The organism is Streptomyces sp. NBC_01808, assembly GCF_035917395.1.
Classification (GTDB): Bacteria; Actinomycetota; Actinomycetes; order Streptomycetales; family Streptomycetaceae; genus Streptomyces.
In genome coordinates, this window is record NZ_CP109072.1 from 2,816,268 (window position 1) to 2,840,287 (window position 24,020).

The 24,020-nt window shown below is 72.4% G+C and carries 22 protein-coding genes and 2 pseudogenes; 14 read left to right on the forward strand and 10 right to left on the reverse strand.

Going from position 1 to position 24,020, the window contains the following annotated elements; all coding sequences use genetic code 11:
- Positions 1 to 69: 69 nt before the first annotated feature.
- Positions 70 to 657 (forward strand): isochorismatase family protein, encoded by a 588-nt coding sequence (locus tag OG946_RS11970; protein ID WP_326796107.1) that lies wholly within the window; start codon positions 70 to 72, stop codon positions 655 to 657.
- 333 nt (positions 658 to 990) lie between these two features.
- Here the strand turns inward: OG946_RS11970 and OG946_RS11975 are convergent, their stop codons facing one another.
- Positions 991 to 1,296 carry a hypothetical protein gene (locus OG946_RS11975; protein ID WP_326796108.1) on the reverse strand — a complete coding sequence of 102 codons (306 nt, stop codon included), beginning with the start codon at positions 1,294 to 1,296 and terminating at the stop codon, positions 991 to 993.
- A gap of 115 nt (positions 1,297 to 1,411) precedes the next feature.
- On the reverse strand, positions 1,412 to 3,595 hold the full coding sequence (locus tag OG946_RS11980) for an immune inhibitor A domain-containing protein (RefSeq protein WP_326800224.1): 2,184 nt from the start codon (positions 3,593 to 3,595) through the stop codon (positions 1,412 to 1,414).
- 538 nt (positions 3,596 to 4,133) lie between these two features.
- Here OG946_RS11980 and OG946_RS11985 point away from each other — a divergent pair.
- A complete protein-coding gene (locus tag OG946_RS11985) occupies positions 4,134 to 4,418 on the forward strand; it encodes a hypothetical protein (protein WP_234380447.1) in 285 nt (94 codons plus the stop codon).
- A 132-nt stretch (positions 4,419 to 4,550) separates the two neighbouring features.
- Here the strand turns inward: OG946_RS11985 and OG946_RS11990 are convergent, their stop codons facing one another.
- Together OG946_RS11990 and OG946_RS11995 are read right to left on the reverse strand one after the other, a co-directional pair.
- Complete coding sequence (locus OG946_RS11990) at positions 4,551 to 5,579, reverse strand: RDD family protein (protein WP_326796109.1); 1,029 nt, start codon at positions 5,577 to 5,579, stop codon at positions 4,551 to 4,553.
- Positions 5,580 to 5,634: 55 nt separating this feature from the next.
- Positions 5,635 to 7,419, reverse strand: a complete 1,785-nt coding sequence (locus OG946_RS11995; RefSeq protein WP_326796110.1) for an RDD family protein — start codon at positions 7,417 to 7,419, stop codon at positions 5,635 to 5,637.
- A 183-nt stretch (positions 7,420 to 7,602) separates the two neighbouring features.
- Here OG946_RS11995 and OG946_RS12000 point away from each other — a divergent pair, with 183 nt between their 5' ends.
- The gene (locus OG946_RS12000) at positions 7,603 to 8,073 is read left to right on the forward strand and encodes an SsgA family sporulation/cell division regulator (protein ID WP_326796111.1); all 471 of its coding nucleotides are present in this window, start codon (positions 7,603 to 7,605) and stop codon (positions 8,071 to 8,073) included.
- Between the two features lie 72 nt (positions 8,074 to 8,145).
- Here OG946_RS12000 and OG946_RS12005 read toward each other — a convergent pair whose 3' ends face one another.
- The gene (locus tag OG946_RS12005) at positions 8,146 to 9,216 is read right to left on the reverse strand and encodes a GlxA family transcriptional regulator (RefSeq protein WP_326796112.1); all 1,071 of its coding nucleotides are present in this window, start codon (positions 9,214 to 9,216) and stop codon (positions 8,146 to 8,148) included.
- A 307-nt stretch (positions 9,217 to 9,523) separates the two neighbouring features.
- On the opposite strand from OG946_RS12005, the gene OG946_RS12010 reads away from it, so the two are divergent.
- The 3 genes from OG946_RS12010 (at position 9,524) to OG946_RS12020 (ending at position 11,601) form a co-directional block, all read left to right on the forward strand.
- The gene (locus OG946_RS12010; RefSeq protein WP_326796113.1) at positions 9,524 to 10,183 is read left to right on the forward strand and encodes an IclR family transcriptional regulator; all 660 of its coding nucleotides are present in this window, start codon (positions 9,524 to 9,526) and stop codon (positions 10,181 to 10,183) included.
- A 73-nt stretch (positions 10,184 to 10,256) separates the two neighbouring features.
- A complete protein-coding gene (locus tag OG946_RS12015) occupies positions 10,257 to 11,009 on the forward strand; it encodes a S16 family serine protease (RefSeq protein WP_326800225.1) in 753 nt (250 codons plus the stop codon).
- A 79-nt stretch (positions 11,010 to 11,088) separates the two neighbouring features.
- Positions 11,089 to 11,601 (forward strand): FBP domain-containing protein, encoded by a 513-nt coding sequence (locus OG946_RS12020; protein ID WP_326796114.1) that lies wholly within the window; start codon positions 11,089 to 11,091, stop codon positions 11,599 to 11,601.
- Here the strand turns inward: OG946_RS12020 and OG946_RS12025 are convergent.
- A complete protein-coding gene (locus tag OG946_RS12025; RefSeq protein WP_326796115.1) occupies positions 11,579 to 12,094 on the reverse strand; it encodes an Lrp/AsnC family transcriptional regulator in 516 nt (171 codons plus the stop codon). The two genes, OG946_RS12020 and OG946_RS12025, sit on opposite strands and share 23 nt — an antisense overlap.
- A 125-nt stretch (positions 12,095 to 12,219) precedes the next feature.
- On the opposite strand from OG946_RS12025, the gene hppD reads away from it, so the two are divergent.
- From hppD to OG946_RS12040, 3 genes are all read left to right on the forward strand, one after another.
- Complete coding sequence (gene hppD / locus OG946_RS12030) at positions 12,220 to 13,365, forward strand: 4-hydroxyphenylpyruvate dioxygenase (RefSeq protein WP_326796116.1); 1,146 nt, start codon at positions 12,220 to 12,222, stop codon at positions 13,363 to 13,365.
- Between the two features lie 83 nt (positions 13,366 to 13,448).
- Positions 13,449 to 15,614, forward strand: coding sequence for an acyltransferase family protein (locus OG946_RS12035; protein WP_326796117.1), 2,166 nt, complete (start codon positions 13,449 to 13,451; stop codon positions 15,612 to 15,614).
- Positions 15,615 to 15,660: 46 nt separating this feature from the next.
- Positions 15,661 to 17,061 (forward strand): FAD-binding oxidoreductase, encoded by a 1,401-nt coding sequence (locus OG946_RS12040; protein WP_326796118.1) that lies wholly within the window; start codon positions 15,661 to 15,663, stop codon positions 17,059 to 17,061.
- A 28-nt stretch (positions 17,062 to 17,089) separates the two neighbouring features.
- Here the strand turns inward: OG946_RS12040 and OG946_RS12045 are convergent, their stop codons facing one another.
- On the reverse strand, positions 17,090 to 17,512 hold the full coding sequence (locus tag OG946_RS12045; protein ID WP_326796119.1) for an ATP-binding protein: 423 nt from the start codon (positions 17,510 to 17,512) through the stop codon (positions 17,090 to 17,092).
- A 169-nt stretch (positions 17,513 to 17,681) separates the two neighbouring features.
- On the opposite strand from OG946_RS12045, the gene OG946_RS12050 reads away from it, so the two are divergent.
- From OG946_RS12050 to OG946_RS12065, 4 genes are all read left to right on the forward strand, one after another.
- Positions 17,682 to 18,524 carry a helix-turn-helix domain-containing protein gene (locus OG946_RS12050; protein WP_326796120.1) on the forward strand — a complete coding sequence of 281 codons (843 nt, stop codon included), beginning with the start codon at positions 17,682 to 17,684 and terminating at the stop codon, positions 18,522 to 18,524.
- Entirely contained in the window at positions 18,521 to 18,727 is a 207-nt protein-coding gene (locus OG946_RS12055; RefSeq protein ID WP_326796121.1) for a DUF397 domain-containing protein, read from the forward strand. The genes OG946_RS12050 and OG946_RS12055 overlap by 4 nt, the downstream gene beginning before the upstream one ends.
- A gap of 186 nt (positions 18,728 to 18,913) precedes the next feature.
- On the forward strand, positions 18,914 to 20,146 hold the full coding sequence (locus tag OG946_RS12060; protein ID WP_326796122.1) for an AAA family ATPase: 1,233 nt from the start codon (positions 18,914 to 18,916) through the stop codon (positions 20,144 to 20,146).
- 47 nt (positions 20,147 to 20,193) lie between these two features.
- Positions 20,194 to 20,811, forward strand: a complete 618-nt coding sequence (locus OG946_RS12065) for a hypothetical protein (RefSeq protein WP_326796123.1) — start codon at positions 20,194 to 20,196, stop codon at positions 20,809 to 20,811.
- A gap of 58 nt (positions 20,812 to 20,869) precedes the next feature.
- Here OG946_RS12065 and OG946_RS12070 read toward each other — a convergent pair whose 3' ends face one another.
- The 3 genes and pseudogenes from OG946_RS12070 to OG946_RS12080 all read right to left on the reverse strand — a co-directional run.
- Positions 20,870 to 21,457: a DUF6529 family protein gene (locus tag OG946_RS12070; protein ID WP_326796124.1), complete on the reverse strand. Its 588-nt coding sequence runs from the start codon at positions 21,455 to 21,457 to the stop codon at positions 20,870 to 20,872.
- Between the two features lie 27 nt (positions 21,458 to 21,484).
- Complete coding sequence (locus OG946_RS12075; RefSeq protein WP_326800226.1) at positions 21,485 to 22,039, reverse strand: COG4315 family predicted lipoprotein; 555 nt, start codon at positions 22,037 to 22,039, stop codon at positions 21,485 to 21,487.
- A 138-nt stretch (positions 22,040 to 22,177) separates the two neighbouring features.
- Positions 22,178 to 22,789, reverse strand: a pseudogene (locus OG946_RS12080) (NADPH-dependent F420 reductase); the annotation flags it as partial.
- 109 nt (positions 22,790 to 22,898) lie between these two features.
- Between OG946_RS12080 and OG946_RS12085 the strand changes: the two are divergent.
- A pseudogene (locus tag OG946_RS12085) lies at positions 22,899 to 23,265 on the forward strand (winged helix-turn-helix transcriptional regulator).
- Positions 23,266 to 24,020 lie beyond the last annotated feature (755 nt).

Sequence of the window (24,020 nt, forward strand, 5' to 3'; positions counted from 1 at the left end):
GGGACGCGCGGCGGCTTGGCTCCCCAGCGGTCCGCCCGTCCGACGCCGACTCACGAAGGGCATCGCACCATGCATCGTGCACTGATCGTCGTTGACGTGCAGAACGACTTCTGCGAGGGCGGCAGCATGGGGGTGACCGGGGGCGCGGACGTCGCCGCCGCGATCACGGACCTGATCGGCCGGTCCACCGCCGGCTACCAGCACGTCGTCGCCACCCGCGACCACCACATCGAGCCGGGCGACCACTTCGCGGCGCACCCGGACTTCGTGCACTCCTGGCCGCGGCACTGCGTGGCCGGCACGGAGGGCGTCGGCTTCCACCCGAACTTCGCCCCGACCGTCGCCTCCGGCGCGATCTCGGCGGTCTTCGACAAGGGCGCGTACGCGGCGGCGTACAGCGGCTTCCAGGGGGCGGACGAGAACGGCGTGCCGCTGGCGGACTGGCTGCGCGCCCGGGAGGTCACGGAGGTCGACGTGGTGGGCATCGCCACCGACCACTGCGTGAAGGCGACGGCGCTGGACGCGGCGGCGGAGGGCTTCCGCACCCAGGTGCTGCTGGACCTGACGGCGGGGGTGGCCGAGGACAGCACCCAGCGGGCGCTGGGGGAGCTGGCGGAGGCGGGCGTGGAGCTGACGGGCAAGCCGGTCGTCGGCTGACGCGGACCGCCGCCGGCGCGGGCTGCGGAGCCGTGTGCGGCCGTCTGCGGAGGGCTGGTGACCGCAGGAGCGGCCTGCCGGCCGGCGCGACGCCGTACCGCGGGGGCGGCCCGCCAGCGGTCGCGGCGCTGCGCCGACGGCGCCGTCAGCGGCGGCCCCGGCGCACGTCCGGGCGTCCGCAAGCCACCCGCGGGCGCTTCCGCGACGGGGCCCGAGGGGCACCTCAGGCCCGCCCGCGGCGGTCTGCGGGCCGTCGCGGGCCCCCCGGAGCCCGCGCATCCCTCAGGCGGCGCCCCGGGTCCCTCGGGCCCGCCGCGGCGTCCGCCCGTACGCCTACGTCGCCAGCCGGAACAGCGCCGCTATCGGGCGCCAGGGCTCCGTATCGTCGTCGAGCGAGCCGCGCCAGACCAGGCCGTCCGGATGGCACAGCACGGCGGTCACCTCGTCGGGCGTGGGCGGGTGCGCGTTGCCGCGGAGGTAGACGGAGCGCAGGCCCAGGTTCCGCAGCCGCGTCAGGGCCCTGGCGCGGTTCGCGGCGTGGACGAGCACACGTATCCGCCGGCCCTCCACGGGGGCCGGCAGGGAGACGGCGACCACCATGCTGCCGTCCGGCAGCTTGGTGAATCCTCCTCCGCCCATGGCGCTCCTCACGTGGTCGTCCGTCGGCCAGCCTACTCACGCCATCTTTACGCGATCGGCCGCCGCCCCGCCAGGGGCAGCGGCCGATACGTCTCTGACCTGCGGTTCTACCGAATCACCTGACGGAGGGCGCCACCTGGATTGTCATGGTCCGGCCATGATCGGGCTCCTGGACGATGGAGATCCTGGTGTTGGTGTCCGGCACCTTCACGCTGCCGCCCGGGTTCCCTTCATCCCAGTACGATCCCTTGTGGTCGTCGAAGACCGAAACGCCCTGCTTCGACGTGATCTTCGCCGGCTTCCCGTCCTTGTGCAGGGTGAAGCCGTCGGTCCGCTGGGTGCTGAAGGTGGCGTCGTACGCCTGGATGCGGTTCCGCATCACCGAGCCGTCCGCCCACTTCTCCGGCTTCGGGTGCGCGTCGACCGGCAGCACCAGACCCTCGCCGGGGTGGCCGCTGGTGTTGTTGTCGAGCTGCGAGGTGTCCCACAGCCACACGGCCAGGCCGTTCTGGTACGGGAAGTGCTCGACCCAGTCCGGCTTGTCCGTGACCCAACCGAAGTTGTACGGGCCGCTCTTGAGCGTCTTGTCGTACGACACGTACTGCCGGTTCTCGGCGATGTAGTACTGCGGGTAGTCCTTGGTGAAGGACTCCTCGACGCGCGAGAAGCCGTCCGCCGTCCAGCCCGCGTCGTCGCCCTCGGCGCCGTCCGCGAAGACCTCCGCGCCGTCCGCCGTGATCGTCAACGCGTCGGCGGCGAAGCCCTTCTGCGCCACCCCGCCGTCGGTCTGGTAGCGGAAGCGGAGCTGGACCTCCTGGCCCGCGTAGGCGTCGAGGGAGTACTCCAGGTCGCGGTACTCGCCGGAGACGCCGGTCAGCGCGGGCCGGTCGCCGCCGTCGCGCGGGATCTGCGCGCCGTCCGCGGTGCCGTCGAGCGGGGTGAAGCTGGCGCCGCCGTCCGTGGAGACCTCGGCGTAGAGGAAGTCGTAGTTCTCCTCGATGTCCCACCAGCCCGCGAGGCCCAGCGAGGCGCTGGACTTGCCGGTCAGGTCGACCGTACGGGTCAGGGAGTTGGACAGGTCGTCGCCCATGCCGCTCCACCACTGCTTGGTGCCCTCGGCGGGCGCGGTGATGGTGGTGGTGACGGCCTTCTCCGGCAGCTCGACGACGAGCGCCTGCGGCTTGCCGTCCACCTGCTCCTCGGCGCGGCCGAGGGTGTGCTTGGAGCGGGTCGCCGCCTTGGCCGTCTCGTAGTCCAGCCAGCCGAGTTGGAGCTTGTCCCAGGCGGTCATGTCGCCGGGCAGGTCGCCGATGGCGTCCTTGCCGCGGCCGAGCCAGGAGCCGGAGGACATGAGCGTCCAGAAGGCGGTGGAGTTCTCGCCGCCCGCGGTGTCGTACAGGTCGGGCAGGCCGAGGTCGTGGCCGTACTCGTGGGCGAAGACGCCGAGTCCGCCGTTCTCCGGCTGGACGGTGTAGTCGCCGACCCACACACCGGTGTCGCCGATCTGGGTGCCGCCGGCCTTGTTCTCGCCGGGGCCCGCGCTGCCCGCGTCGGTGCCGTAGGCGTACCAGCGGTGCGCCCAGATGGCGTCCTCGCCCTGGACGCCGCCGCCTGCGGACTCGTCCTCGCCCGCGTGCACGAGCTGGAAGTGGTCGATGTAGCCGTCGGGCTCGTCGAAGTTGCCGTCGCCGTCGAAGTCGTAGCGGTCCCAGACGTCGTACTCGGCGAGCTGCGCCTTGATCTCGGCGTCGGTCTTGCCGGCGGCCTTCTGGTCCTCGGCCCACTGGGCGGTCGCGTCGCGCACCAGGTCCCAGACGGAGGCGCAGGTGGAGTCGCCGCAGTAGTTGGAGCCGTAGCGGGCCTCGTTCCACTTCACCGAGACCCAGTCGCTGACCTCGCCGTCCACCGTGTACTTCCCGGAGGACTGCTTCTCGTAGTACTTCGCCACGGACTCCTTGTCCGCGTCCTTGGAGAAGTAGAGGTCCTGGTAGTGCTGGCGGTCGTAGTCGGCCTTCCAGTCGGTGGAGTTGTCCACCGCCCGGTCCGGCTCGGCTATCTGGTTGTGCGCCGGGCCGGCGTCGCCGCCGTACTTGACGACGGGCGGCTTCGGGCCCTCGGGGCCGTCCGGGTCGTACATGGTCTCGTTGTCGACGTCGTCGCCGAACTCGACCAGCACGGTGAAGATCTTGTCGGTCTTCGCGCCCCGGCCCAGCTCGGCGAACTTGCCGTCGTCGAGCTTGACGACGGTCGAGCCGTCCTTCTTCGCCCGCGGCTGCGCCTCGGTCTCGCCGGAGAGCAACTGCTGGAGCGCGGCCTCCTGGCGCGCCTCCTGCTCCTTGCTGAACGGACCGTCGAGATCGTGCTCCTGATGCTTCGGCGCCCGCGCCGGGTCACGGCGTTCGATCTGGGCCGCGCCGTCGCCGGGGTCGGCGGCCGCCTGCCCCAGGGGGAGCAGAGCCGCCCCGAGTGCGGCTGCAACCACCGTGGTAACGGCAGTTTTTGACAACTTTCTTTGCCTGCTCTTCACGTTTGAGCTGTCCCTCCCGCGTCGCCGCACGAATAGGTGTGCCAGCATTCGACCGGAGTGAGCAAAGAAATGACAGTCTTGACTTGGACACTTCAGAGGGCTACGGCACCGGAGCCCCTGGTGACGGCGTTGCCCACCCCGGCATGACACCGTGCGCCCCCTCGTGCACCCTCCGAGTGGGTAAGGTCACGCTTACTTGCATCCCCGGGCGGGCAACGCCTTGGGTAATGGGGGGCGGCTGCACGCACGGGGCCGCCCTTCGGCACGTTCACCCGTCCGCACCGATGCTGAGCCCACCAGGGGGGCTGCCATGCCGCGTCCGACTCTCACCCAAATCCTGTACGGGTCGGCCACAGTCATCGCCTCAGCCGCAGCCATGCTGCTGCTCTCGCAGGCAGGCGCAGCCATCGCCCTCGTGGCGATCTGCGTCACCGCCCTGGCGCTCGGAGTGCTCGTCGCACTGACCGCTCCCGTACCGCGCTCCCGCCGCGCTCCCGCCTTGACGGCGGAGCACGTGGTGGCGGCGCGGCCGGACGGTATCGCCGCACCCGCGGCGGACCGGCGGCCGGTCGGCGCGCAGTCCGCGCCGCACTGAGACGGCACGGGGCGCCCGCCAGGACGCCTACGGGGGACGGCCGAGGCACTACCGAACAGAAAGCGGCCGGCGACCACGTGGTCGCCGGCCGCTTCGGTGTGCCGGTCCCCGGGGCGGGGCGGGAGGCGGTGGTCAGGGGGTGTAGCGCTGGCCCTCGGTCGAGACCACGACGGTCTTGGCCGCCTTGTCGTGCACGCACTGGCGGTACGGCCTGTCCCAGGTGCACGACAGCACGTTGTAGAGCCAGAACAGGGTGCCGATGCACGGCGCGATCGCCGGCAGCGAGTAGACGGCGGCGCGGATCCAGCCCGGACCTCCGGCGGGGACGGCACCGTTCTCCAGCATGCCGACGCGGATGCCCATGAGCTTCTTGCCGACGGTCTGCCCGCTGCGGGTGAGCATCAGGCCCTCGTACACGAGGTAGACGAGGATGCCGAAGATGCCCCAGGCGTACTGGGTGCCGGTGTTGTCGGAGTCGGCGAACTCGTCGATGCGGCCGATGAGGGTGAGGAAGAGCGACACCGGGATGTAGACGATCAGGCCGTCGATGATGCGGGCCAGCAGCCGGCGGCCGAGGCCGCCGAGCGGGGGCATCCCGGCGAGCCGGGGATCGGGGGCGCCGTAGGCCGAGCCGGTGTGGCCGGTACCGCCCGAGTCGTCGACGCCGTACGTCGGCGGGGGTGGGGGCATGGCGCCGGGCGGCTGGTCGTACGGAGAGCCGGCGCCGGGGGGCGGCGGGCCGTAGCCGTGCGGCGGACCGCCGGAGCCGGGCCCGGAGCCGGGCGGCGGGGTGGCGCCCGGGGTGCCCTGGCCGGAGTCCGGTGCGGCGCCGGGCTGTTGCTGCCCGCCGCCGCTGTCTCCGTTCGACGGGAGGCCGTCGTGCTCCGCTCCCCCGCTGCCGTGCGGCGGTGTGCCCGAGCCCTCCGTGGGCGGTGGCGGCGGGGGCGGAGCCCCGTGCCCCTCCGGCGTCGTCGGGCTGGCCACCGGCCCCGTCGAGCCGCTCCCGTGCGCCCCCTGAGACCCGCGCTCCTCACCCGGCGGCGACTCTGCCTCCCCCTCCTGCCCCCGCGTTCCGCCGGGAGGCGCGCCGTTCTGCGGCGGCTGCGAGCGCGTGGGCCTGCTGCGGTGCGGGTCGGCGCCCTCGCCGTGGTCGGAGCTCATGCACCGAGTCGACCGCTGGGGCTACCGCCCCGCATCCCGGGGGCCGCCGAACGGCTCAGCCGCGCGCCACGTACGTGCGCCCCGCCTTGTCGTGCCAGCACTGCCGCCACGGCTTGTCGAAGGCGCACCAGACGACGTTCAGCAGCCCGATCAGCGGCAGCAGCAGGAACACCGCGTACGTCAGCCACCGCCGCAGCGCCGAGCCGGTCGCCGGCGGGTCCTGCGACTCGATGTCCAGCACCCGTACGCCGAACAGCCTCTTCCCGGGCGTACGCCCCCACTTCGCGGTGGGCAGCGCCTCCACGACGAGGCCGAGCACGAGGAAGAGGCCGAGGACGAGCGCGAGATAGGGGCCCGTGGTGCCGTCGATGAGCCAGACCGTCACGGTCTTGCCGGACGCCTCGGCGGCGTCGATCTTGTCCTGTACGTGGTCCACGGACTTGCTCACCAGCGGCACCGCGACCGCCGCGAGCACACCGCCGACCAGCAGCGCGTCCACGAACCGGGCGCCGAGCCTGCGGCCGAGCCCGGCGGGCGGCGCGGTGCCCTGCGCGGCGCTGAGGAAGGGGTCGCTGGCCGGCGGCCGCCAGGGCACGACGGGCGGCTCGCTGCCCGCTCCGCCCTGCGGCAGCTCGGCGCGGGCCGCGGGCCGCTCGGGGAGCTGCGCGGCGGGCGGCTGCTGCGGGGTGGGGGGCGGTGCCGTGCGCGCGGCGGGGGTCAGCGGCGGCGCCGCGTGGCCGCCCTGCGGCGCGAGCTGCGGCTGCGCGGGGCGGGGCTGCGGCAGTTCGGGCGTCGTCGGCGTCGGCGGGGCCACCGGTACGTCCGGGGTCGTGGGCGCCGGCCGCGCCTGCGGCAGGTCGGGGGTGGTGGGCGCGGGAAGGGCGCTCGGTCCCCCGGGCGTGGTGGGCGCGGGCACGTAGGCCCCCGCGGCCTGCCGCGGATCCGCGGCCCCGGACCCGGCGGCCCCCTGCCCGAACCCGGAGGCGGCAGCAGCCCCGGAGCCCACACCGGATCCGGACCCGGACCCCGAGTCGGCCTCCTCGCGCGTCTCCTCCGGCGTCCCGGGTGCCGGTACGGGCGCGGGCCCCGACAGCCGCCGCACCTGCTCGCCCCACGAGCCGCCCCCGACGCGGGGGTCGCGCCCGAGCGGCACGCCCGGCCGGTCCTGCTCGTACGTCCCGGGCGCGGCCTGTCCGCCCTCCTGCCCGGCGCCGCCGTCCGCGGCCCCGTCATCCTCCGCCCGGCGCGCGGCCGGCAGCCGGGGCTCCTCCTCGGTGCGGCCCGGCTCCGGCGCGCCGCCGTCCAGCTCGGCCGGCACCGTGAGCGCCGGCGGGTCCTGCGCGCCCCAGGCGACGCGGCTGTCGGCCCGGTCCGCCACGTCCACGACGTCGACCGCCTGCCACGCGCCCTGCGCGTCCGCCGGCTCCTCGGCGGACGCCGACGGCTCGCCGGACCACGCCCGCTCGGTGGCGTCCCGTACGTCGTCCGCGTCGTCGCTCCCGCGCGCGTGCCGCCCGCGGGGGGCGGGCACGGAGTCCCGCGGCTCCTCCTCGTCGAGGAACACCGGACCGGTCTCGCTCAGCGACGGCCCTGAGGCGGCGGCGGGCTCCGCGGGCGCGGCGTCCGCGGGGCTCTCCGCGCCGCCCGCGCTCGCGGGCTCCGCGTCGGCGGTCTCCTGCGCGTCCGCGGCCGGCTGCTCCTCGCCCTCTTGGGCACGGCGGCTGGTGCCGGGGACCCACGCCGCACCGTTCCAGTACCGGACGTAGCCCGGGATGGAGGGGTCGGGATAGTAGCCGGGGCCGGGGATCCCGCCTCCGGAGGGTGGTGTCGGGGCGCTCATGGGGTCCACATCTACCAGAACCGGCGGACAGCCGGGTCCGCCTCACCCCCGTTCCGCCTTAAGTGACTTGTCGAACGATGGGAGGAAGTCTGCGGAAGTCGCGTAAGAGCGCGCCGGTTTGGCCCTCTCTTCCCCGGCAGGCCCGTCGGACCTGCGTGACGTTCGAAAGAGAGGTGCCACACCATGCAGACCGTGGTGGAACGCGAACTGGAGCTGCGGCTCGTGCTGTCGCCGGAGAGAAGCGTTCCGGTTCCCTCCAGACTGACATACCGGTCGTCGGACCCGTACGCCGTCCACATCAGTTTCCACATCGGCTGGGCGGCGCCGGTCAGATGGTCGTTCGCCCGGGAGCTGCTGGTGGAGGGGGTGTTCCGGCCGTGCGGCCACGGCGACGTGCGCGTCTGGCCGACGAAGTCCGGGTCGGGGAGCGTCATCCGCCTGGCGCTGACGTCCTCGGACGGGGACGCGCTCATCGAGGCGCCGAGCGCCGCGGTCTCCACCTGGCTGGAGCGCACGCTACGGGCCGTGCCCCCGGGTTCTGAGGTGGCGCGGCTCGGCCTGGACGAGGGGCTGGCGGAACTGCTGGGGCCCGCGACGCGGGACGAGTTGTGGCTGAGCGACCCGTGGCCGTCGGACGAGTCCGGCGATACGTGAGCGCCCGCACGCCCCACCGCGCGCCCCCGCGCCCTCCCGCGCAACCGTGCGGCGCCCCGCCCCCGTTCGGCGCTACGCCGCCGCGCCCGCAGGAAGCTGGCCGGGCCCGCGGAACGTGCCCCGGTACGCGGTCGGCGAGACGCCCAGCGCCGCCTGCATGTGCTGCCGCAGCGACGCCGCCGTGCCGAACCCGGCGTCCGCCGCCACCCGGTCGACGCTGCGGTCGGTCTCCTCCAGCAGGTGCCGCGCCCGCTCGACGCGCTGCCGGGTCAGCCATTGCAGCGGCGTCACGCCGGTCTCCTCGCGGAACCGGCGGCTGAAGGTCCGTACGCTCATCGACTCCTGCGCGGCCAGCTCCCGCAGGGCGATGGGGCGGTCGAGGTGCGCCAGTGCCCAGGCGCGGGCGCGGCCGGTGGTGCCCAACTCCGGCTCGGCCACCGGCCGGGGCACGTACTGCGCCTGCCCTCCGTCGCGGTGCGGGGGCACGACGGTGCGGCGGGCGACGTCGTTGGCGACGGCGGCGCCGTGGTCGGCGCGGATCATGTGCAGGCACAGGTCGATGCCCGCGGCCTCGCCCGCGGAGGTGAGGACACCCCGGTCCTCGGTGTAGAGCACGTCCGGCTGGAGCCGTACGGCGGGGAAGCGGCGGCGGAACAGTTCGGCGGACTTCCAGTGCGTCGTGGCGCGGCGCCCGTCGAGCAGGCCCACGGCGGCGAGCACGAACGCGCCGGTGCAGACGGACGCCACGCGCGCGTCGGGCCGCACCCGCCCGAGGGCCGCCCGCAGCGCGGCCGACGGCTCCCCGTACCCGGCGCCCTCGACTGGGCCCTCCCCCGCGCCCTCCCCCGTGCTCTCGACCGCGCTCTCGACTGCGTCTGCGGCGTGCGACGCGGGCACCACGACGGTCCCGGCCCCGTCCAGCGCCTCCGGGCCGCGCTCGACGAGCACCGGGAAGTCCGCGTCGGTACGCACCGGGCCCGGCCGCAGCGCGCAGGTGACGACCTCGTACAGCCGCCGCCCCCCGGCCTCAGCGGAGCCGAACATCTGGTGGACGAGGCCGAGTTCGAGGGGCATCACGCCGTCCCGGACGAGGACGGCGACGCGGTGCGGTCCGGTGGGGGAAGTCTCTGCGGAGCCGGTCATGGCACGATTCTTTCATGTGCGCTTAATCCGGCCATTCACGGGCATTGCGCCAGGCGCAACGATCACGGAAAGCGACGGACGTGCAAGATCCTGACCGGATTCTGGACGGGGTCTTCCGCTGAGCGGTGCCGCTCGCTAGGTTTCCGCACACCCCCGCCGAGCAGGCGGAGGCGGGGCTCCGAGATCCGCGGCACAGCCGCCGCGGACACAAGCCGGTGCCACCTGCGGCCGGCGGCTCCAGACGCCGGCGCTGCAAGGGACGGGTGCGCCGGCGCGGGAAGGGCCGCACATCACTTGAGGAGGCGGCGTGCCCGCAGAGACCTCCCAGACCCTCGACCGTGGACTCCGCGTGCTCAAGCTGCTCGCCGACACCGACCACGGCCTGACCGTCACCGAGTTGTCGCACAAACTGGGCGTCAACCGCACCGTGGTGTACCGCCTGCTCGCGACCCTGGAACAGCACGCCCTCGTCCGCCGCGACCTCGGGGGCCGCGCGCGCGTCGGGCTCGGGGTGCTGCGGCTGGGCCGGCAGGTGCACCCGCTGGTACGGGAGGCGGCACTGCCGGCGCTGCGCGCGCTCGCCGAGGACGTCGGCGCGACGGCGCACCTGACCCTGGTCGACGGCAGCGAGGCGCTGGCCGTCGCGGTCGTCGAACCGAGCTGGACCGACTACCACGTCGCCTACCGCGCCGGCTTCCGGCACGCCCTGGACCAGGGCGCGGCGGGCCGGGCGATACTCAGGGGCCGCGGCCTCGGCCCGGGCGCGTGCGAGACGGACGCGGAGCTGGCGCTGGCCCTGACGCACGGCGAGCTGGAGGCGGGCGCGAGCGGCGCGGCGGCCCCGCTGCTGGGGGTGTCGGGGATAGAGGGCAGCGTGGGCGTGGTGATGCTGCACGAGATCGTCCCGGGCGAGGTGGGCTCCCGCGTGGTCTCGGCGGCCCGCGAGGTCGCCCAGGCGCTGCGGTAGCCGGTACGAGCCGGGAGGCCGTACGACGCCGGGTGTCCCCTGGCCTTAGATTGGGGGCGTGCCACCTCGTCGTGTGACCCTCGCGCTCTGTGCCGCGCCCGTTGCCGGGCTGATCGCCGCCGCGGCGTTCGCTCCGCTGCCGTTCTCGCTGGCCAAGCCCGGGATGACCGCCGACGTCCTCGGCGACCACCAGGGCAGCCCCGTCATCACCGTCTCCGGGGCGGAACAGCACGCCACCGACGGCGAGTTGCGGATGACGACGATCGCCGCGACCGGCCCCGAGGTCGACCTGCGGCTCGCGGACATCGCCTCCGGCTGGTTCGCCACCGACGAGGCCGTGATGCCCAAGGACGCGGTGTATCCGGTGGGCGACTCCCGCAAGGAGATCCGCGAGTACAACGCGGAGCAGATGCGCGAGTCCCAGAACACCGCCGTCACCGCCGCCCTGAACCACCTCGGCCGCAAGCCCGGCAGCGTCGACGTCGAGCTGCGCCTCACCGACGTCGGCGGGCCCAGCGCCGGGCTCTTCTTCGCCCTGGGGATCGTCGACAAGCTCGGCCCCGACGACCTGACCGGCGGCCGGGTCGTCGCCGGTACGGGCACGATCGCGCGGGACGGCACCGTCGGCGCGGTCGGCGGCGTACCGCTGAAGACGCAGGCGGCCAAGCGGGACGGCGCGACGGTGTTCCTGGTGCCGAAGGCGGAGTGCGCCGACGCGCAGTCGGAGCTGCCGGAGGGGCTGCGGCTGGTGCCGGTGGAGAAGCTGTCCGACGCGGTGACGTCGCTGAAGGCGCTGGAGTCGGGCGGCGACGTACCGAGCTGCTGACGCGCTCCCCGTACGGCCCGCACCGCCCGCCCCGGAATTCGTGTGCGGTCCGTACGCGATCTCCGTAACCTCGACCGGCGTGGAACCGCTCAGTGAGAAACAGATCCGCGCATCCTTCGTGAACGCCACCAAAGGCGACGCGGGCCGGCTCAAGCTGCCGCTCGACTTCGCCGACCTGCCCTGGCCGGATCTGGACTTCCTCGGCTGGGTGGACCCCGGCGCCCCGCTCCGCGCCCACCTCGTCGTCCCGCGCCCGGACGGGCCCCTCGGGATCACCCTGCGCGTCCCGGCCGCCGGCCGCGCCAGCGCCGTGCGCTCCCGCATGTGCCAGCTCTGCCTGACCGCCCACTCCGCCTCCGGCGTCCGGCTGCTCGCCGCCCCGCTGGCGGGCCCGCGCGGGCGGCAGGGGAACACGGTCGGCGTGTACGTGTGCGCCGACCTCGCCTGCTCGCTCTATCTGCGCGGCAAGCGGCAGCCGAAGCTGCGTACCGTGCCGCAGGAGGAGTCGCTGACCGAGGCCGAGCGGATCGCGCGCATGTGGGGCAACCTGGAGGACTTCGTGACGAAGGTCACCGCCCCGGCCGCTCCGTAGCACCGCCCGTCGTAGCACCGCCCCCCGCAGAGCCGCCCGCCGCCTGCCGTACCAGCGGGACGATCCGCAGCGGCACCGGGTTCTCCATCACGATCGCCGTCGACGCCCGCACGATCCCGTCGAACCCCACCACCAGGTCGATCACCCGCTGCAGATCGGCGTTCGACCGCGCCACCAGCCGGCACAGCATGTCGCCGTGCCCCGTGATCGTGTGCAGCTCCAGCACCTCGGGGACCCGCGCCAGGTGGCTGCGGACGTCCGTGCCCTGCCCCTGCTTGATCTCCAGGGTGGCGAACGCCGTCACCGGGTACCCCAGGGCCGCCGGGTCGACGTCCGGGCCGAAGCCGCGGATGACGCCGCCGGAGCGCAGCCGGTCGAGCCGGGCCTGCGTGGTGCCGCGGGCGACGCCGAGGCGGCGGCTCGCCTCCAGCACGCCGATGCGCGGCTCGTTCGCGAGCAGCTCCAGCAGCCGGCCGTCGAGCTGATCGATCATCTCGCACGCTCCTCGTTGGTCAGCTTGCACAGATAGCCCGGACCGAACCGCGCCTCACCGGTCATTCTGTCCAGTGATTTCGGCAACTATTGCACACCTTGCCAACCAGAGAGACCCTTTTGAGCATGACCGAGACCCTTGATCAGCCCGCTCCGCAGATCCGGCAGGACGACCCCTTCCCGGTGAAGGGGATGGACGCCGTGGTGTTCGCGGTCGGCAACGCCAAACAGGCCGCCCACTACTACTCCACGGCGTTCGGCATGAAGCTGGTCGCGTACTCCGGACCGGAGAACGGCAGCCGCGAGACCGCCAGTTACGTCCTGGAGAACGGCTCCGCCCGTTTCGTCTTCACCTCCGTCATCAAGGCCGCCACCGACCGCGGCCGGCTCCTCGACGCGCACGTCGCCGAGCACGGCGACGGCGTGGTCGACCTCGCCCTGGAGGTCCCCGACGCCCGCGCCGCGTACGCGCACGCCGTCGCGCAGGGCGCCACCGGCCTCCAGGAGCCGTACGAGCTGAAGGACGAGCACGGCACCGTGGTGCTCGCCGCCATCGCGACGTACGGCCAGACCCGCCACACCCTCGTCGAGCGCACCGGCTACGACGGCCCGTACCTGCCCGGCTACGCCGCCGCGGAGCCGCTGGTCGCGCCGCCCGCGCGGCGCACGTTCCAGGCCGTCGACCACTGCGTCGGGAACGTCGAACTCGGCAAGATGGACGAGTGGGTGGCCTTCTACAACAAGGTCATGGGCTTCACGAACATGAAGGAGTTCGTGGGCGACGACATCGCCACCGAGTACTCCGCGCTCATGTCCAAGGTCGTCGCGGACGGCACGCTGAAGGTCAAGTTCCCGATCAACGAGCCGGCACCGGGCAAGAAGAAGTCGCAGATCGACGAGTACCTGGAGTTCTACAACTCCCCCGGCGTGCAGCACATCGCGCTGGCCACCAACGACATCGTCGGCACGGTACGGACCATGCGCGCGGCCGGCGTCGCGTTCCTCGGCGTGCCGGACGCGTACTACGACACCCTCGGCGAGTGGGTCGGCGACACCCGCGTACCGATCGACGAGCTGCGGGAGTTGAAGATCCTCGCCGACCGCGACGAGGACGGCTACCTGCTGCAGATCTTCACCAAGCCGGTGCAGGACCGGCCCACGGTGTTCTTCGAGATCATCGAGCGGCACGGCTCGATGGGCTTCGGAAAGGGCAACTTCAAGGCCCTGTTCGAGGCCATCGAGCGCGAACAGGACAAGCGCGGCAACCTCTGAGCCGCGCGTGACTCCCGCCTCATCCCTCTCGGTTTTCCCACCCCGGCTTGGCCGTTCCGCGACAGGGATGATACGCAATTGTGATGCGTATCGAGCGGGAGCAGCAGGAGGCTGCGCGAGACGACGAGCGAGACGAGCGGCGCCGCCCGGCGTTCCGCCCCGACGTGGAGGGGCTCCGGGCGGTGGCGCTCGGTCTTGTCCTGCTCTATCACGCGGGCGTCCCCTGGTTCCCCGGCGGATACGTCGGCGTGGACGTCTTCTTCGTCGTCTCCGGCTTCCTCATCACCGGCCTGCTGCTGCGCGAGGCGGAGCGGCACGGCAAGGTGTCGCTGCTGCGCTTCTACGGCCGCCGGGCGCGCCGGCTGCTGCCCGCGGCGGCGGTCGTGGTGCTGGCGGTGTGCCTGGCGGCGGTGCAGTGGATGCCGCCGCTGGAGCGGCGGAACGTCGCGGCGGACGCGGTGGGCGCGGCGCTGTACGCGACGAACTGGCAGCAGGCGGGGCGGGCGGTCGACTACTCGGCGGCGGACGCGGAGGCGAGCCCGCTCCAGCACTACTGGTCGCTGGCGGTGGAGGAGCAGTTCTATCTGGCGTGGCCGCTGCTGGTGCTGGCGGTGCTGTGGACGTTCCGGAAGGTACGGGGCGGGGGTGAGGAGCTGCGGGCTGCGGGCGCCACCGGCCGTACGCCGCTCCTGGGCCGCTGCGGGCTGCGGGCGCGGCTGGCGGTGGTGCTGGGGGCGCTGGCCGCGGTGTCCTTCGTGCACGCCGTGCGGCTGAGCGCCGAGGAGGGCGGGGTCGCGTACTTCTCGACGTTCACCCGCGGCTGGGAGCTGGCCGTCGGCGGGCTCCTCGCCCTGGTCCCCGCCGCCGCCTGGCGCCGCGCCCTGCCCGCCGCCGGTCCCGGCGCCCGGCGGGGTGCGCTCGCCGCCGGTGCGCTGGCGGTGGCGGGTCTTGCGGCGGTCGCGTACGCCGGGCTGCGGTTCGACGACGCCACCCGCTTCCCGGGCCCGTGGGGCCTGCTGCCGGTGCTGGGCACGGCGGCCGTCATCGCCGCAGGATGCGGGCTCGCCGCCCACCCCGTGGGCCGGCTGCTGTCGGTACCGCCGCTGCGGTACGCGGGGCGGATCTCGTACTCCTGGTACCTGTGGCACTGGCCCGCCGTCGTCTTCGTGCCCCTCGCCCTCGACCGCGAGCTGTCCGTGCGCTGGATGCTCGTCGTGGTCGCCGCCGCCGCGCTGCCCGCGGCGCTCACGCACCTGCTCGTGGAGGAGCCCGTACGCCGCGCCCGCGTCCTGTTGGCCACCCCCCGCGCCCTGGCCGTCGGCGCCGCCTGCACGGCCGCCACGGTGCTCGTCGCGGCCGGCTCCTGGATCTCCGCCCCGACGATCGCGCTGGCCTCCGCGGAACAGGCCCGCGGCGCCGCCGCCCTCGCCGACGAGGACCAGCCGCAGAAGTCCGCGAAGGCGCTGCGCCCGCTCCCGGAGAAGGCCACCGACGACCGCGGCAGGGTCCACGACGACGGCTGCCTGGCAGGGCAGCAGGAGACGGAGTCGGGGGACTGCGCGTACGGCGACAAGGGCGGCGGCGACACCGTCGTCCTCTTCGGCGACTCGCACGCCATCCAGTACGCGCCCGCGCTGGAGAAGATCACCGAGCGGCGCGGCCTGCGGCTGGTCACCCTGACGAAGTCGGCCTGTACCCCGGCCCAGGTCACGGTCTTCAACAACCAGCTCCAGCGCACGTACACCGAGTGCGACGAGTGGCGCGACAACGCCCTGGAGCGGATCGAGGACGAGAAACCGGACCTGATCATCACGGGCACGCAGGACGTCAAGACGGTCGTCGAGGACGGCAAGCGGCTCAGCGGCAAGAAGAGCGCGAAGGCCCACCAGAAGGGCTACGAGGAGACCATGGACGACCTCCTCGGCACCGGCGCCACCGTCGTCACCCTCGCCGACAACCCCTACCCGCCCGAGGACATCCCGTCCTGCGTCTCCGGCGCGGTCCGGGATCTGGACGACTGCGCGTTCTCGGAGGCGGACGGGTACGGGTACGAGCCGGTGAGCGCGCGGGCGAACGCGAAGTTCGACGAGGTGGGGCTCATCGACCCGAAGCCGGTGATGTGCAAGGACGGCACCTGCCCCGCGGTGATCGGGAACGTGATCGTGTACCGCAACGGCGCGCACATCACCGCGTCGTACATGGAGACCCTGACGGACTGGCTGGACGGCCAGCTACGGCGGGTGACGTGAGGCGGGCGGGGTTTCGCGGCGGGCGGAGGCGTTGCAGTCTGGAGCCATGAGCGATGAGGCAGCCGGACACGCGACCCGGGACGAGGCAGTGCGTACCGCCCTCCGTCAGGGCCTGCCCGCCGCGGCGGTGCTGACGGACCCGGACGTCACCGTGGCGTACGCGGGCGACATGGCCGGGTTCTGCCCCTCCGGCACGCCCGCGGCGGTGGTGCTGCCGCAGACGGTCGAGCAGGTGCAGCACGTGCTGAGGACGGCGACGGAGCTGCGCGTCCCCGTCGTCCCGCAGGGCGCCCGTACGGGCCTGTCGGGCGCGGCCAACGCGGACGACGGGGCGATCGTGCTCTCGTTCGTGAAGATGGACCGCATCCTGGAGATCGACCGGGTCAACCGGATCGCCATCGTCGAACCGGGCGTCGTCAACGCCGCGCTCTCCCGCGCGGTCGCCGCCGAGGGCCTGTTCTACCCGCCGGACCCGTCGAGCTGGGAGACGTGCACGATCGGCGGCAACATCGGCACGGGCTCGGGCGGGCTGTGCTGCGTGAAGTACGGCGTCACGGCGGAGTACGTCCTCGGCCTCGACATCGTCCTCCCCGACGGCCGCCTGCTCACCACCGGCCGCCGCACCGCCAAGGGCGTCGCCGGCTACGACCTGACCCGGCTCTTCGTCGGCTCGGAGGGCAGCCTCGGCGCGGTCGTCGGCGCCACGCTGGCCCTCAAGCCGGCGCCGGGGCCGCAGTTGGCGCTGGCGGCGGAGTTCCCGTCGTCGGCGGCGGCGTGCGACGCGATCTGCCGGATCATGGCGGGCGGGCACGTGCCGTCGCTGCTGGAGCTGATGGACCGGATGACGGTACGGGCCGTCAACTCCCTCACGAAGATGGGCCTCCCGGAGTCCACGGAAGCCCTCCTCCTCGCCGCCTTCGACACCCCGGACCCGGCCGCCGACCTCGCCGCCGTGGGCGCCCTCTGCACGGCGGCGGGCGCCACGGAGGTCGTCCCGGCGGCGGACGCGGCCGAGTCGGAACTGCTGCTCGCCGCCCGCCGCGCCGCCCTCCCCGCCCTGGAGGCGGTCAGCGGCACCACGATGATCGACGACGTCTGCGTCCCCCGCAGCCGCCTCGGCGCCTTCCTCGACGGCGTGGCCGGGATCGCCGCGACGTACGACCTGACCATCGGCACCTGCGTCCACGCGGGCGACGGCAACACCCACCCCAACGTCTGCTTCGACCCCGCCGACCCGGACGAGTCGGCGCGGGCACGGAAGTCGTTCGACGCGATCATGGCCCTGGGTCTGGACCTGGGCGGCACGATCACGGGGGAGCACGGGGTGGGGCTGCTGAAGAAGGAGTGGCTGGCGAAGGAGCTGGGCCCGGTGGGTCTGGAGCTGCAGCGGCAGATCAAGGCGGTCTTCGACCCGCTGGGCATCATGAACCCGGGCAAGCTGTTCTGAGGCGGTGCCCCACCGGGCGGGCGGGACGCTACCGCCGGACCTCGGCCCAGGCGGTCTTGACGACGGCGTCGGGCTGGAAGCAGCCCCAGCGCTCGGCGAACGCGGCGACGAGGACGAGCCCGCGACCGCGGTCGCTCTCGGAGGGAACCGGGCCGGGCGGGGCGGCCGTCGGGAGGGGCCGTTCGGGGCGGGCGTCGGAGACCTCGATCCGTACGACGTGCTCCTTGAGTTGCAGCCGCAGCCGGAAGCACCGCCCCGGATGCCGCCCGTGCACGGCGGCGTTGGCGGCCAGCTCGGCGGTCACGACGGCGACGGCCTCGGCGGTGGCCGTCGTGCGGGGGATGCCCCATGCGGCGAGTTGGTGCACGGCGAGCAGCCGGGCACGGCGGGCGCCGCGGGGGGTGGGGCTGAAGAGCGCGGCGAGGGTGGGGTCGGCGGTTGGTGCGTGCATGGAGCAACGGTGGCGGGGGTGGGGAGGGGGCGGGCAGGGCAGCCGGGCCTCAGGGGCGTTGTGTACGAGAAGGGGGCTGTTTTGTACGGGCCGATGCCCGAAACCCGTGCCGATACGTGTCGTTGTACCCAGGTAGCACGCGCGTACGACAGACAGGGGCGTGGGGCAGATGGGGAACAACCGCCGCCGGGGAAAGCGCATCGACGACGACGGCAGGCCGGGGAGCTGGGTCGCGTACGGCAGGCTGCTGAAGTTCTTCCGCACGAAGGCGGGTCTGACGCAGGAGGAGTTGGCCGACCGGATGGGGTACTCGCTGGACCACTGCGCGTCGGTGGAGCAGGGACGGCGTCCGGCGAAGGCGGAGTTCACGGAGCGGGCGGAGGAGGTGGTGGAGGCGGGGGGTGTGCTGGCTGAGTTGCAGGATGAGGTGGATTTCGCGCAGTTGCCGACGTTCTTCCGGGACTTGGCGACTCTGGAGAAGGATGCGGTGGTCAGGCTCTCGTACGACCCGCTGACGATCCCGGGACTGCTTCAGACGGAGGAGTACGCGAGATGCATGCTGAACGGCACCTACCCGCCCGTCGATGAAGAGACGGTCGACAACTGGCTGACGGCACGCCTCGCCCGGCAGGCACTGCTCACCCGCAAGAATCCCCTGGTGACGTTCGCCTTCATCATCGAGGAGGCGACGCTGCATCGCATCGTGGGAGGCCGCGACGTGATGCGCGCGCAGCTCCGCCGACTGCTGGAGTCCGCAGAGCTGCGCAATGTCGAGATCCAGATCATGCCCTCGGCACGCGCGGTGCACAGCGGCCTGAGCGGGCACATGGTGCTGCTGGAGACGGCCGAAGGAAAACAGTTCGTCTACGCCGAAGCGCAGGGCTGCGTGATGTCCCGGGCCGGTCGGGAACAGACAGGCCATTTCTGGCTTCGTTATGGTTCACTGCGCGCGCTGGCCCTCAGTACCGAGGAGTCGGTTCGCCTCATCGAGGAAGTGGCAGGAGAGCTATGAGTACCGCCAAAACCGAGACCCAGGGGTCGAGGCTGTCCTGGTTCAAGTCGAGCTACAGCAGCCCGCAGGGCGGCGACTGCATCGAGGTCGCCCCCACCCCGCACACCGTCCACGTACGCGACTCAAAGAACCCCGAGGGCCCCATACTCGGCTTCCCCCCCGACGCGTGGGCTGAGTTCGTCGCGTACGCCCGTACGCTCTGACGGGCAACGCCCGCCACCACCCCACACACCGCGGGCCGACGCGGCTCGCGGTGTGCCCCCGGTGTCGCGGCCGGTCCGCACCGTAGCCAGCCTGCGTGGCCACCGCAGCCGTGGACGACGTGCTGCTACGCCGGTCGGCTGAGCGATCTGCCGTCGATGCGAGGATCCACCGGATAGGTTCGTCCCATGCCCAGCCGCCTCCTCGAACTCCGCGTCGAGAACTTCCGCAGCCTGCGCGCCGTAACCATCCCCCTCGGTCCTCTGACCGTGCTCGTGGGGCCGAACGGCGTGGGCAAGTCGAACGTGCTGAAGGTCTTCGACTTCCTCGCCGACATCATCCGCACGGACCTCCAGCCCGCGCTTGACGCGCGGGGCGGGTTCGAAGAGGTGGCCTTCTGGGGTGGGTCCAAGCCGCCCACGTTCGTGAAGGTCTACCTCAAGGCGACGTGGACGACTCACTCCACGCCCACGGCTCCTGATGAATACAGCCTCACGATCCGGCGCCAATCGCGGCCATCGAACAAGGACGGCAACCGCGCTACCTATAGGCTGTCTCGCAAAGAAGAATTCGCGTTCAAGCGGACGCGGGGACGCGGACGGCGTATCACCATCTCGGGCGAAGAAGCAGAGGTGATCGACAGTCGTGCCAGCGAGGAAGAGCGCAGCAGTATCGGTATCCGCAGGCTGAGCAGTGGCTTGTCCACGCTCCCCAGGCTCGGCCCCGCGGACGGGGGCGACGAGGTGGCTCGCCTCGCCGACCGGCTTTCCTCCTTCAGGGTCTTCGACGTAGACGTGCATGCGGCCCGTCAGCCCAATCCGCTGCGTAAGACAGACATGAGTAGGCTGGCATCACACGCCGAGAATCTGGCCGCTTTCCTCGTCTATCTGAGCGGGCGGGAGGAAATCTGGGAGTACCTTGTCGAGGACGCCCGACAGTGCCTGCCCCAGTTGGAGAACATCGAATTCGAGGAGTTCGGCGGTTCGGTCGACCAGCTCATCGTCGTCCTGCGCGAACGCGGCCTGCGCCGCCTGACTCCGCTGGCCGATGCGTCCTACGGTACGGTTCGGCTGCTCGGGCTGCTCGCCCTGCTCTATGACCCCAACCCACCAGCCTTCACGTGCATCGAGGAGATCGACCACGGACTGCACCCGCAGGCGCTGGAACTGGTCGTGCAGCGGCTGCGGGAGGCATCCGAGCGGACGCAGTTCATCGTCGCCACACACTCGCCTGCCCTTGTGAACCGGCTCCGTCCGGACGAGTTCATCGTCTGCGACCGGGACGAGGACAGCGCGTCGATCATTCCGGCGTTGACCGCGAGTGAGGTGGCGGAGATCGTCGAGGAGTCCGGTGAGCAGCCGCTCGGCGAACTGTGGTTCGCCGGCGTGCTCGGTGGCGATCTGACCGGGGGCACTCTGTGAGCGAAAGAGGCCGGGGCGGGGGCCGACGTGCCGGTCGCCAGGGCCAGGTGATCGTCTTCGCCGGTGAGGACCAGAACGACTGCGCGATCATGGCCGACTTGGTACGTGCGCATCGTCCGGATCTCAGTGCCGCGGCCAAGCTGGTCCGTATCAACGATCCCGTGCGGTTACGCAGGAAGTCCGGGAAGCATCTGGCAGAAGCGGCGCGGGTTCTCGTCGGGAAGGCGCGGGCCAAGGCACTCCAGCAGAAGGCGACGTTGCTGGGGTTTGTGGTGCACGAGGACCTGGACGGCTACACCGACCGGAAGTACCAGGAGATCCGTACAGCCGTGACGGGCGCGCTCGCTCGTGAGTGCGGCGGGAGCAACCACACCGCGCTTGCGCTTGCCGCGTGGGAATCCGAAGGCTGGCTCCTCCTCTTCCCGAATGCCTTCCCTCATGTGAACTCTGGGTGGATAGTTCCCGCTCAGTTGCGCGGCAGGGACTTCGGACGGCTCCGAGAGCCGAAGGAGGAACTCAAGAAGCGGCTGGGCGCCCCGGTCTTTCGCGAGCGCGACGGCCCCTCGGTCGCGCGCAAAGCCCTGGAGCACGATCTGATCTCTGCTCTCGAAGGGAAGAACGACTCGTACACCGACTTCATCAATGACCTCAAGGGATGGACCTGAGCGTCAGGGCATGTGTGAAGTGGATGCTGAACCGTCCGTCGTGTCGCTGAGACCGTCACTACAGACCAGGAACCGCGTACTCGTTGAGGGCCCACAGCGGCGCCGAGTACCACAGCACCCCGATGGCGGCGAACAGCGTGCTGCCCGCCGCCGGGAGCAGCCAGCCGGGCAGGTGGCGGCTGTGGACGACCAGGACCTTGGCGACGAAGGCTCCGTACAGCGCGCAGCCGGCGACGGAGTGCAGATAGACGCGGGTGCTGCTGGTTTCCACGCCGTAGGTGCGGACGCAGTGGTAGGCGATGGGCACCGACAGCACGAAGGCCCCCCAGCCGATCACGCGGTGCGTGACGCGGACGCGGCGGGGGGCGGCGGTGAGGCCGCCGCGCCGCCCGTACATCACCAGGGCGAGCAGAACCTGGATGACGGCGAGGCCGAACAGGGCTGTGCCCAGACGGGCCTTGAGGGTGACGGCGCCTTCGCCCTCCTGACCGAAGAGGCTCGTCGCGTACTCGGGGGTGTGGTGCTGACCGACCAGCCAGATCGCCACCCCCGTGGCCGCCGGCAGCAGGGCGCCGAGGGCGAAGAAGACGCGGTGTGCCCGGGTGGGGCGGCGGGGGGCTCGGTGGCGGCCGGTCTTCGGCGGCATGTCGATCGCCCGTCCGACAGGCGGTGACTAGTAGCCCGTCCCGTCCGTGCCGCCCTTCTCGACCTCTTTGCCGTCGGCGTCGAGGACGAACCACTTGGCGCCGAACTGGTTGAGGCCCTGGCCGTTGGTGTCGCCGGCCTTGGAGTCGCCCCCGAAGCGGTAGAGCGGGTGCCCGTCGTACGTGACCTGGGTCTTGCCGTCGGAGCGCTTCGACGTGTCGATGAGCTTGGACTTCGCCGAGCCGTCGGCCTTGGGGGTCCCGGAGGTCAGCAGCGGCGGCCAGGCTTTCGCGCAGGCTCCGTCGCAGGTCGAGGTGGTCGACTTGTCCTTTTCGAAGAGGTAGAGGGTGCGACCCTTTTCGTCGACCAGGATGGTGCCGAGCTTGTCGGACGAGGCGGTCTTCACCGTGGCCTTGTCGCCGGCGGCCTGCGCGGCCTTCGACGCCTTGGCGGATGCCTTGGCCGAGGCTTCGGTCGACGGCGTCGAGGCGGAGGAACCGCCGTCGCTGCCGGAACATCCACTGGCGGTGGTGATCATCACGATCGCGGCCGCGCCTACGACGGCCAGACGGATACGCCTCATCTCAGCTCCACAACTCGCGAGGCCCGACGTTGAAGGGGCCGAATGACCGCATATTGCCTGATTGTGGGTTTTCCGCGGATCATGGTCCGGGCGGGTCGCCGCGAGATTCACCGGGGTGGCGGAAGGCACGGCGTCGGCAGGACCGGTGGCATAGGCGAGGGGCGGGGCTATCGCCTGGGCGTCCGCGCCTTCGCCTACCCAGAGGGCGATGAACAGCGCGGCGGTCGCTTCGAGGAGCCCGGCGCGTTCGAGGCCGCCGCCCGGGACGGGGTTGCAGCCGACGTCGCGTATCAACTCGCGTACGCGCGAGGGCTGCCGGGTCGTCGCCGCAGAGCGGTACGGCGAGGGGCGCCCGTCGAAGACGGGCGGACGCATGCGCCAGACGTCTTCGTGGCAGAGGTTGAACGCTTTGACCACGTGGGCTCCGGGGGCCGCGGCGGCGAGGAGCTGGGCGGGTGAGGGGCCGCCGTCCGCGAGCAGGCGGAAGCCGGGGCCGACCGGGTTGGAGCAGTCGAGGAGCACCTCGCCGTCGAGGGCGGTGCGGAGGTCCCGTACGACGGGTGGGCCCGCGCCGAAGGGCAGGGCGGCGAGGACGACGTCCTGGCCGCCCTCGGCGGCGGCGCGGAGGTCGACGGCGGTGGTGGCGCCGCCGAGGCGGGCGGCGAGGTGCCGGGCTTTGCGGGTGTCGCGTCCGCCGATGGTGAGGTGGTGCCCGGCGCGTACCCAGGGGGTGGCGAGGGCGTGGGCCATGTTGCCGGTTCCCCATACGCCGATCTCATTGCGTGTTCCGTTTCGCGTGGGTGCTGGAAGGTGGGTTCGGAACGACGTGAGAAGGCGGGGCAGGCACACCATTTGGTACGTGACGACTGTGGCGTTTCTCGCCGACTGCCGGGCCCGCCTCGCTTTCGACCTGCTCTCCCACACGTGGAACGCCGTGGTGCTGTGGGCGCTGCGCGAACGGCCCGCGGAGGCCGGTGGACCTGCGGGAGAGGATCGGCGGCATCAGCTCGAAGGTCCTGACGGAGACACTGGGCGGGCTGCAGTTCAACGGCCTGGCCGAACGGACTGAGTGGCCTGGGGCGGCGGGGCGGGTGGAGTACGGGCTGACGGAGTTGGGAGAGGGCTTGCTGACGCCGATCGGCGCGTTCGGGGCGTGGGCTTTCGCGCACGGGGACGAGGTGATGGCAGCCCAGGAGGCATCGTGCGCGTCGTCGCGGGAGGGATAGGCACCCCGGGGGTGACGTGGGTGGGTAGGGTCCGATGGACATCGAAGTCCACCCCTCCTGTGCGCCCCTCACACCCGCCCAAGGTATGCGCAGGGTCTGATGCGTCCGCTCGCGCCCGTGCATCCCCTCACTCCCGCCCAAGGGTATGCGCCTCGTCTGACAACGCGGGGGCAGCAGAGCGCTGAGCTGGTACGTCGTGTCCGTGCGGGGCGGGTACGGGGGTACGGCGTCGAGCGGGCGGTGCTGCGTTGGGATGCCGGTGTACGGGGGGATCGGCGAAGGGAAGAGGGCGTCGCAAGGGCTCCCCCCCGGGCCACCCCACTCCTGATGATGCGGGCCTCCGTCCGCCGTCAAGGGCGCTCCCTCCGCTTCGCTCCGGGAACGTCGCTACGCGATGGGGCTTCGCCCCACCCTTGACACCGGACTCCGGCCCGTAAAGACCGGCAGCTAAGGGTGGCCCGGAGGGAGCGAGCACCCTCGAAGAGGACTACGGATGCGGAGCCCCGCGGACGGACAGCGGCTGCCGGGAGCCGGCCGCGCCCCGATCGCCGATGCCCCCGGCCGAGGTGGGAGGAGACCGGAGACGGGCTGCACTCCTCGCGGCCTTCTCCGGCGGACGGGGGCGGCCCCACGGATCCGGGCTCAGTGCGGTCACCGATCCCTCGGACGGCCGGGGCCGAAGCCCGGAGATGGGCCGCGCCCGATCGCTGGTGCCCCGCCGCCCGGGGGGGTCTCATCAACGGATCCGGGCCGGG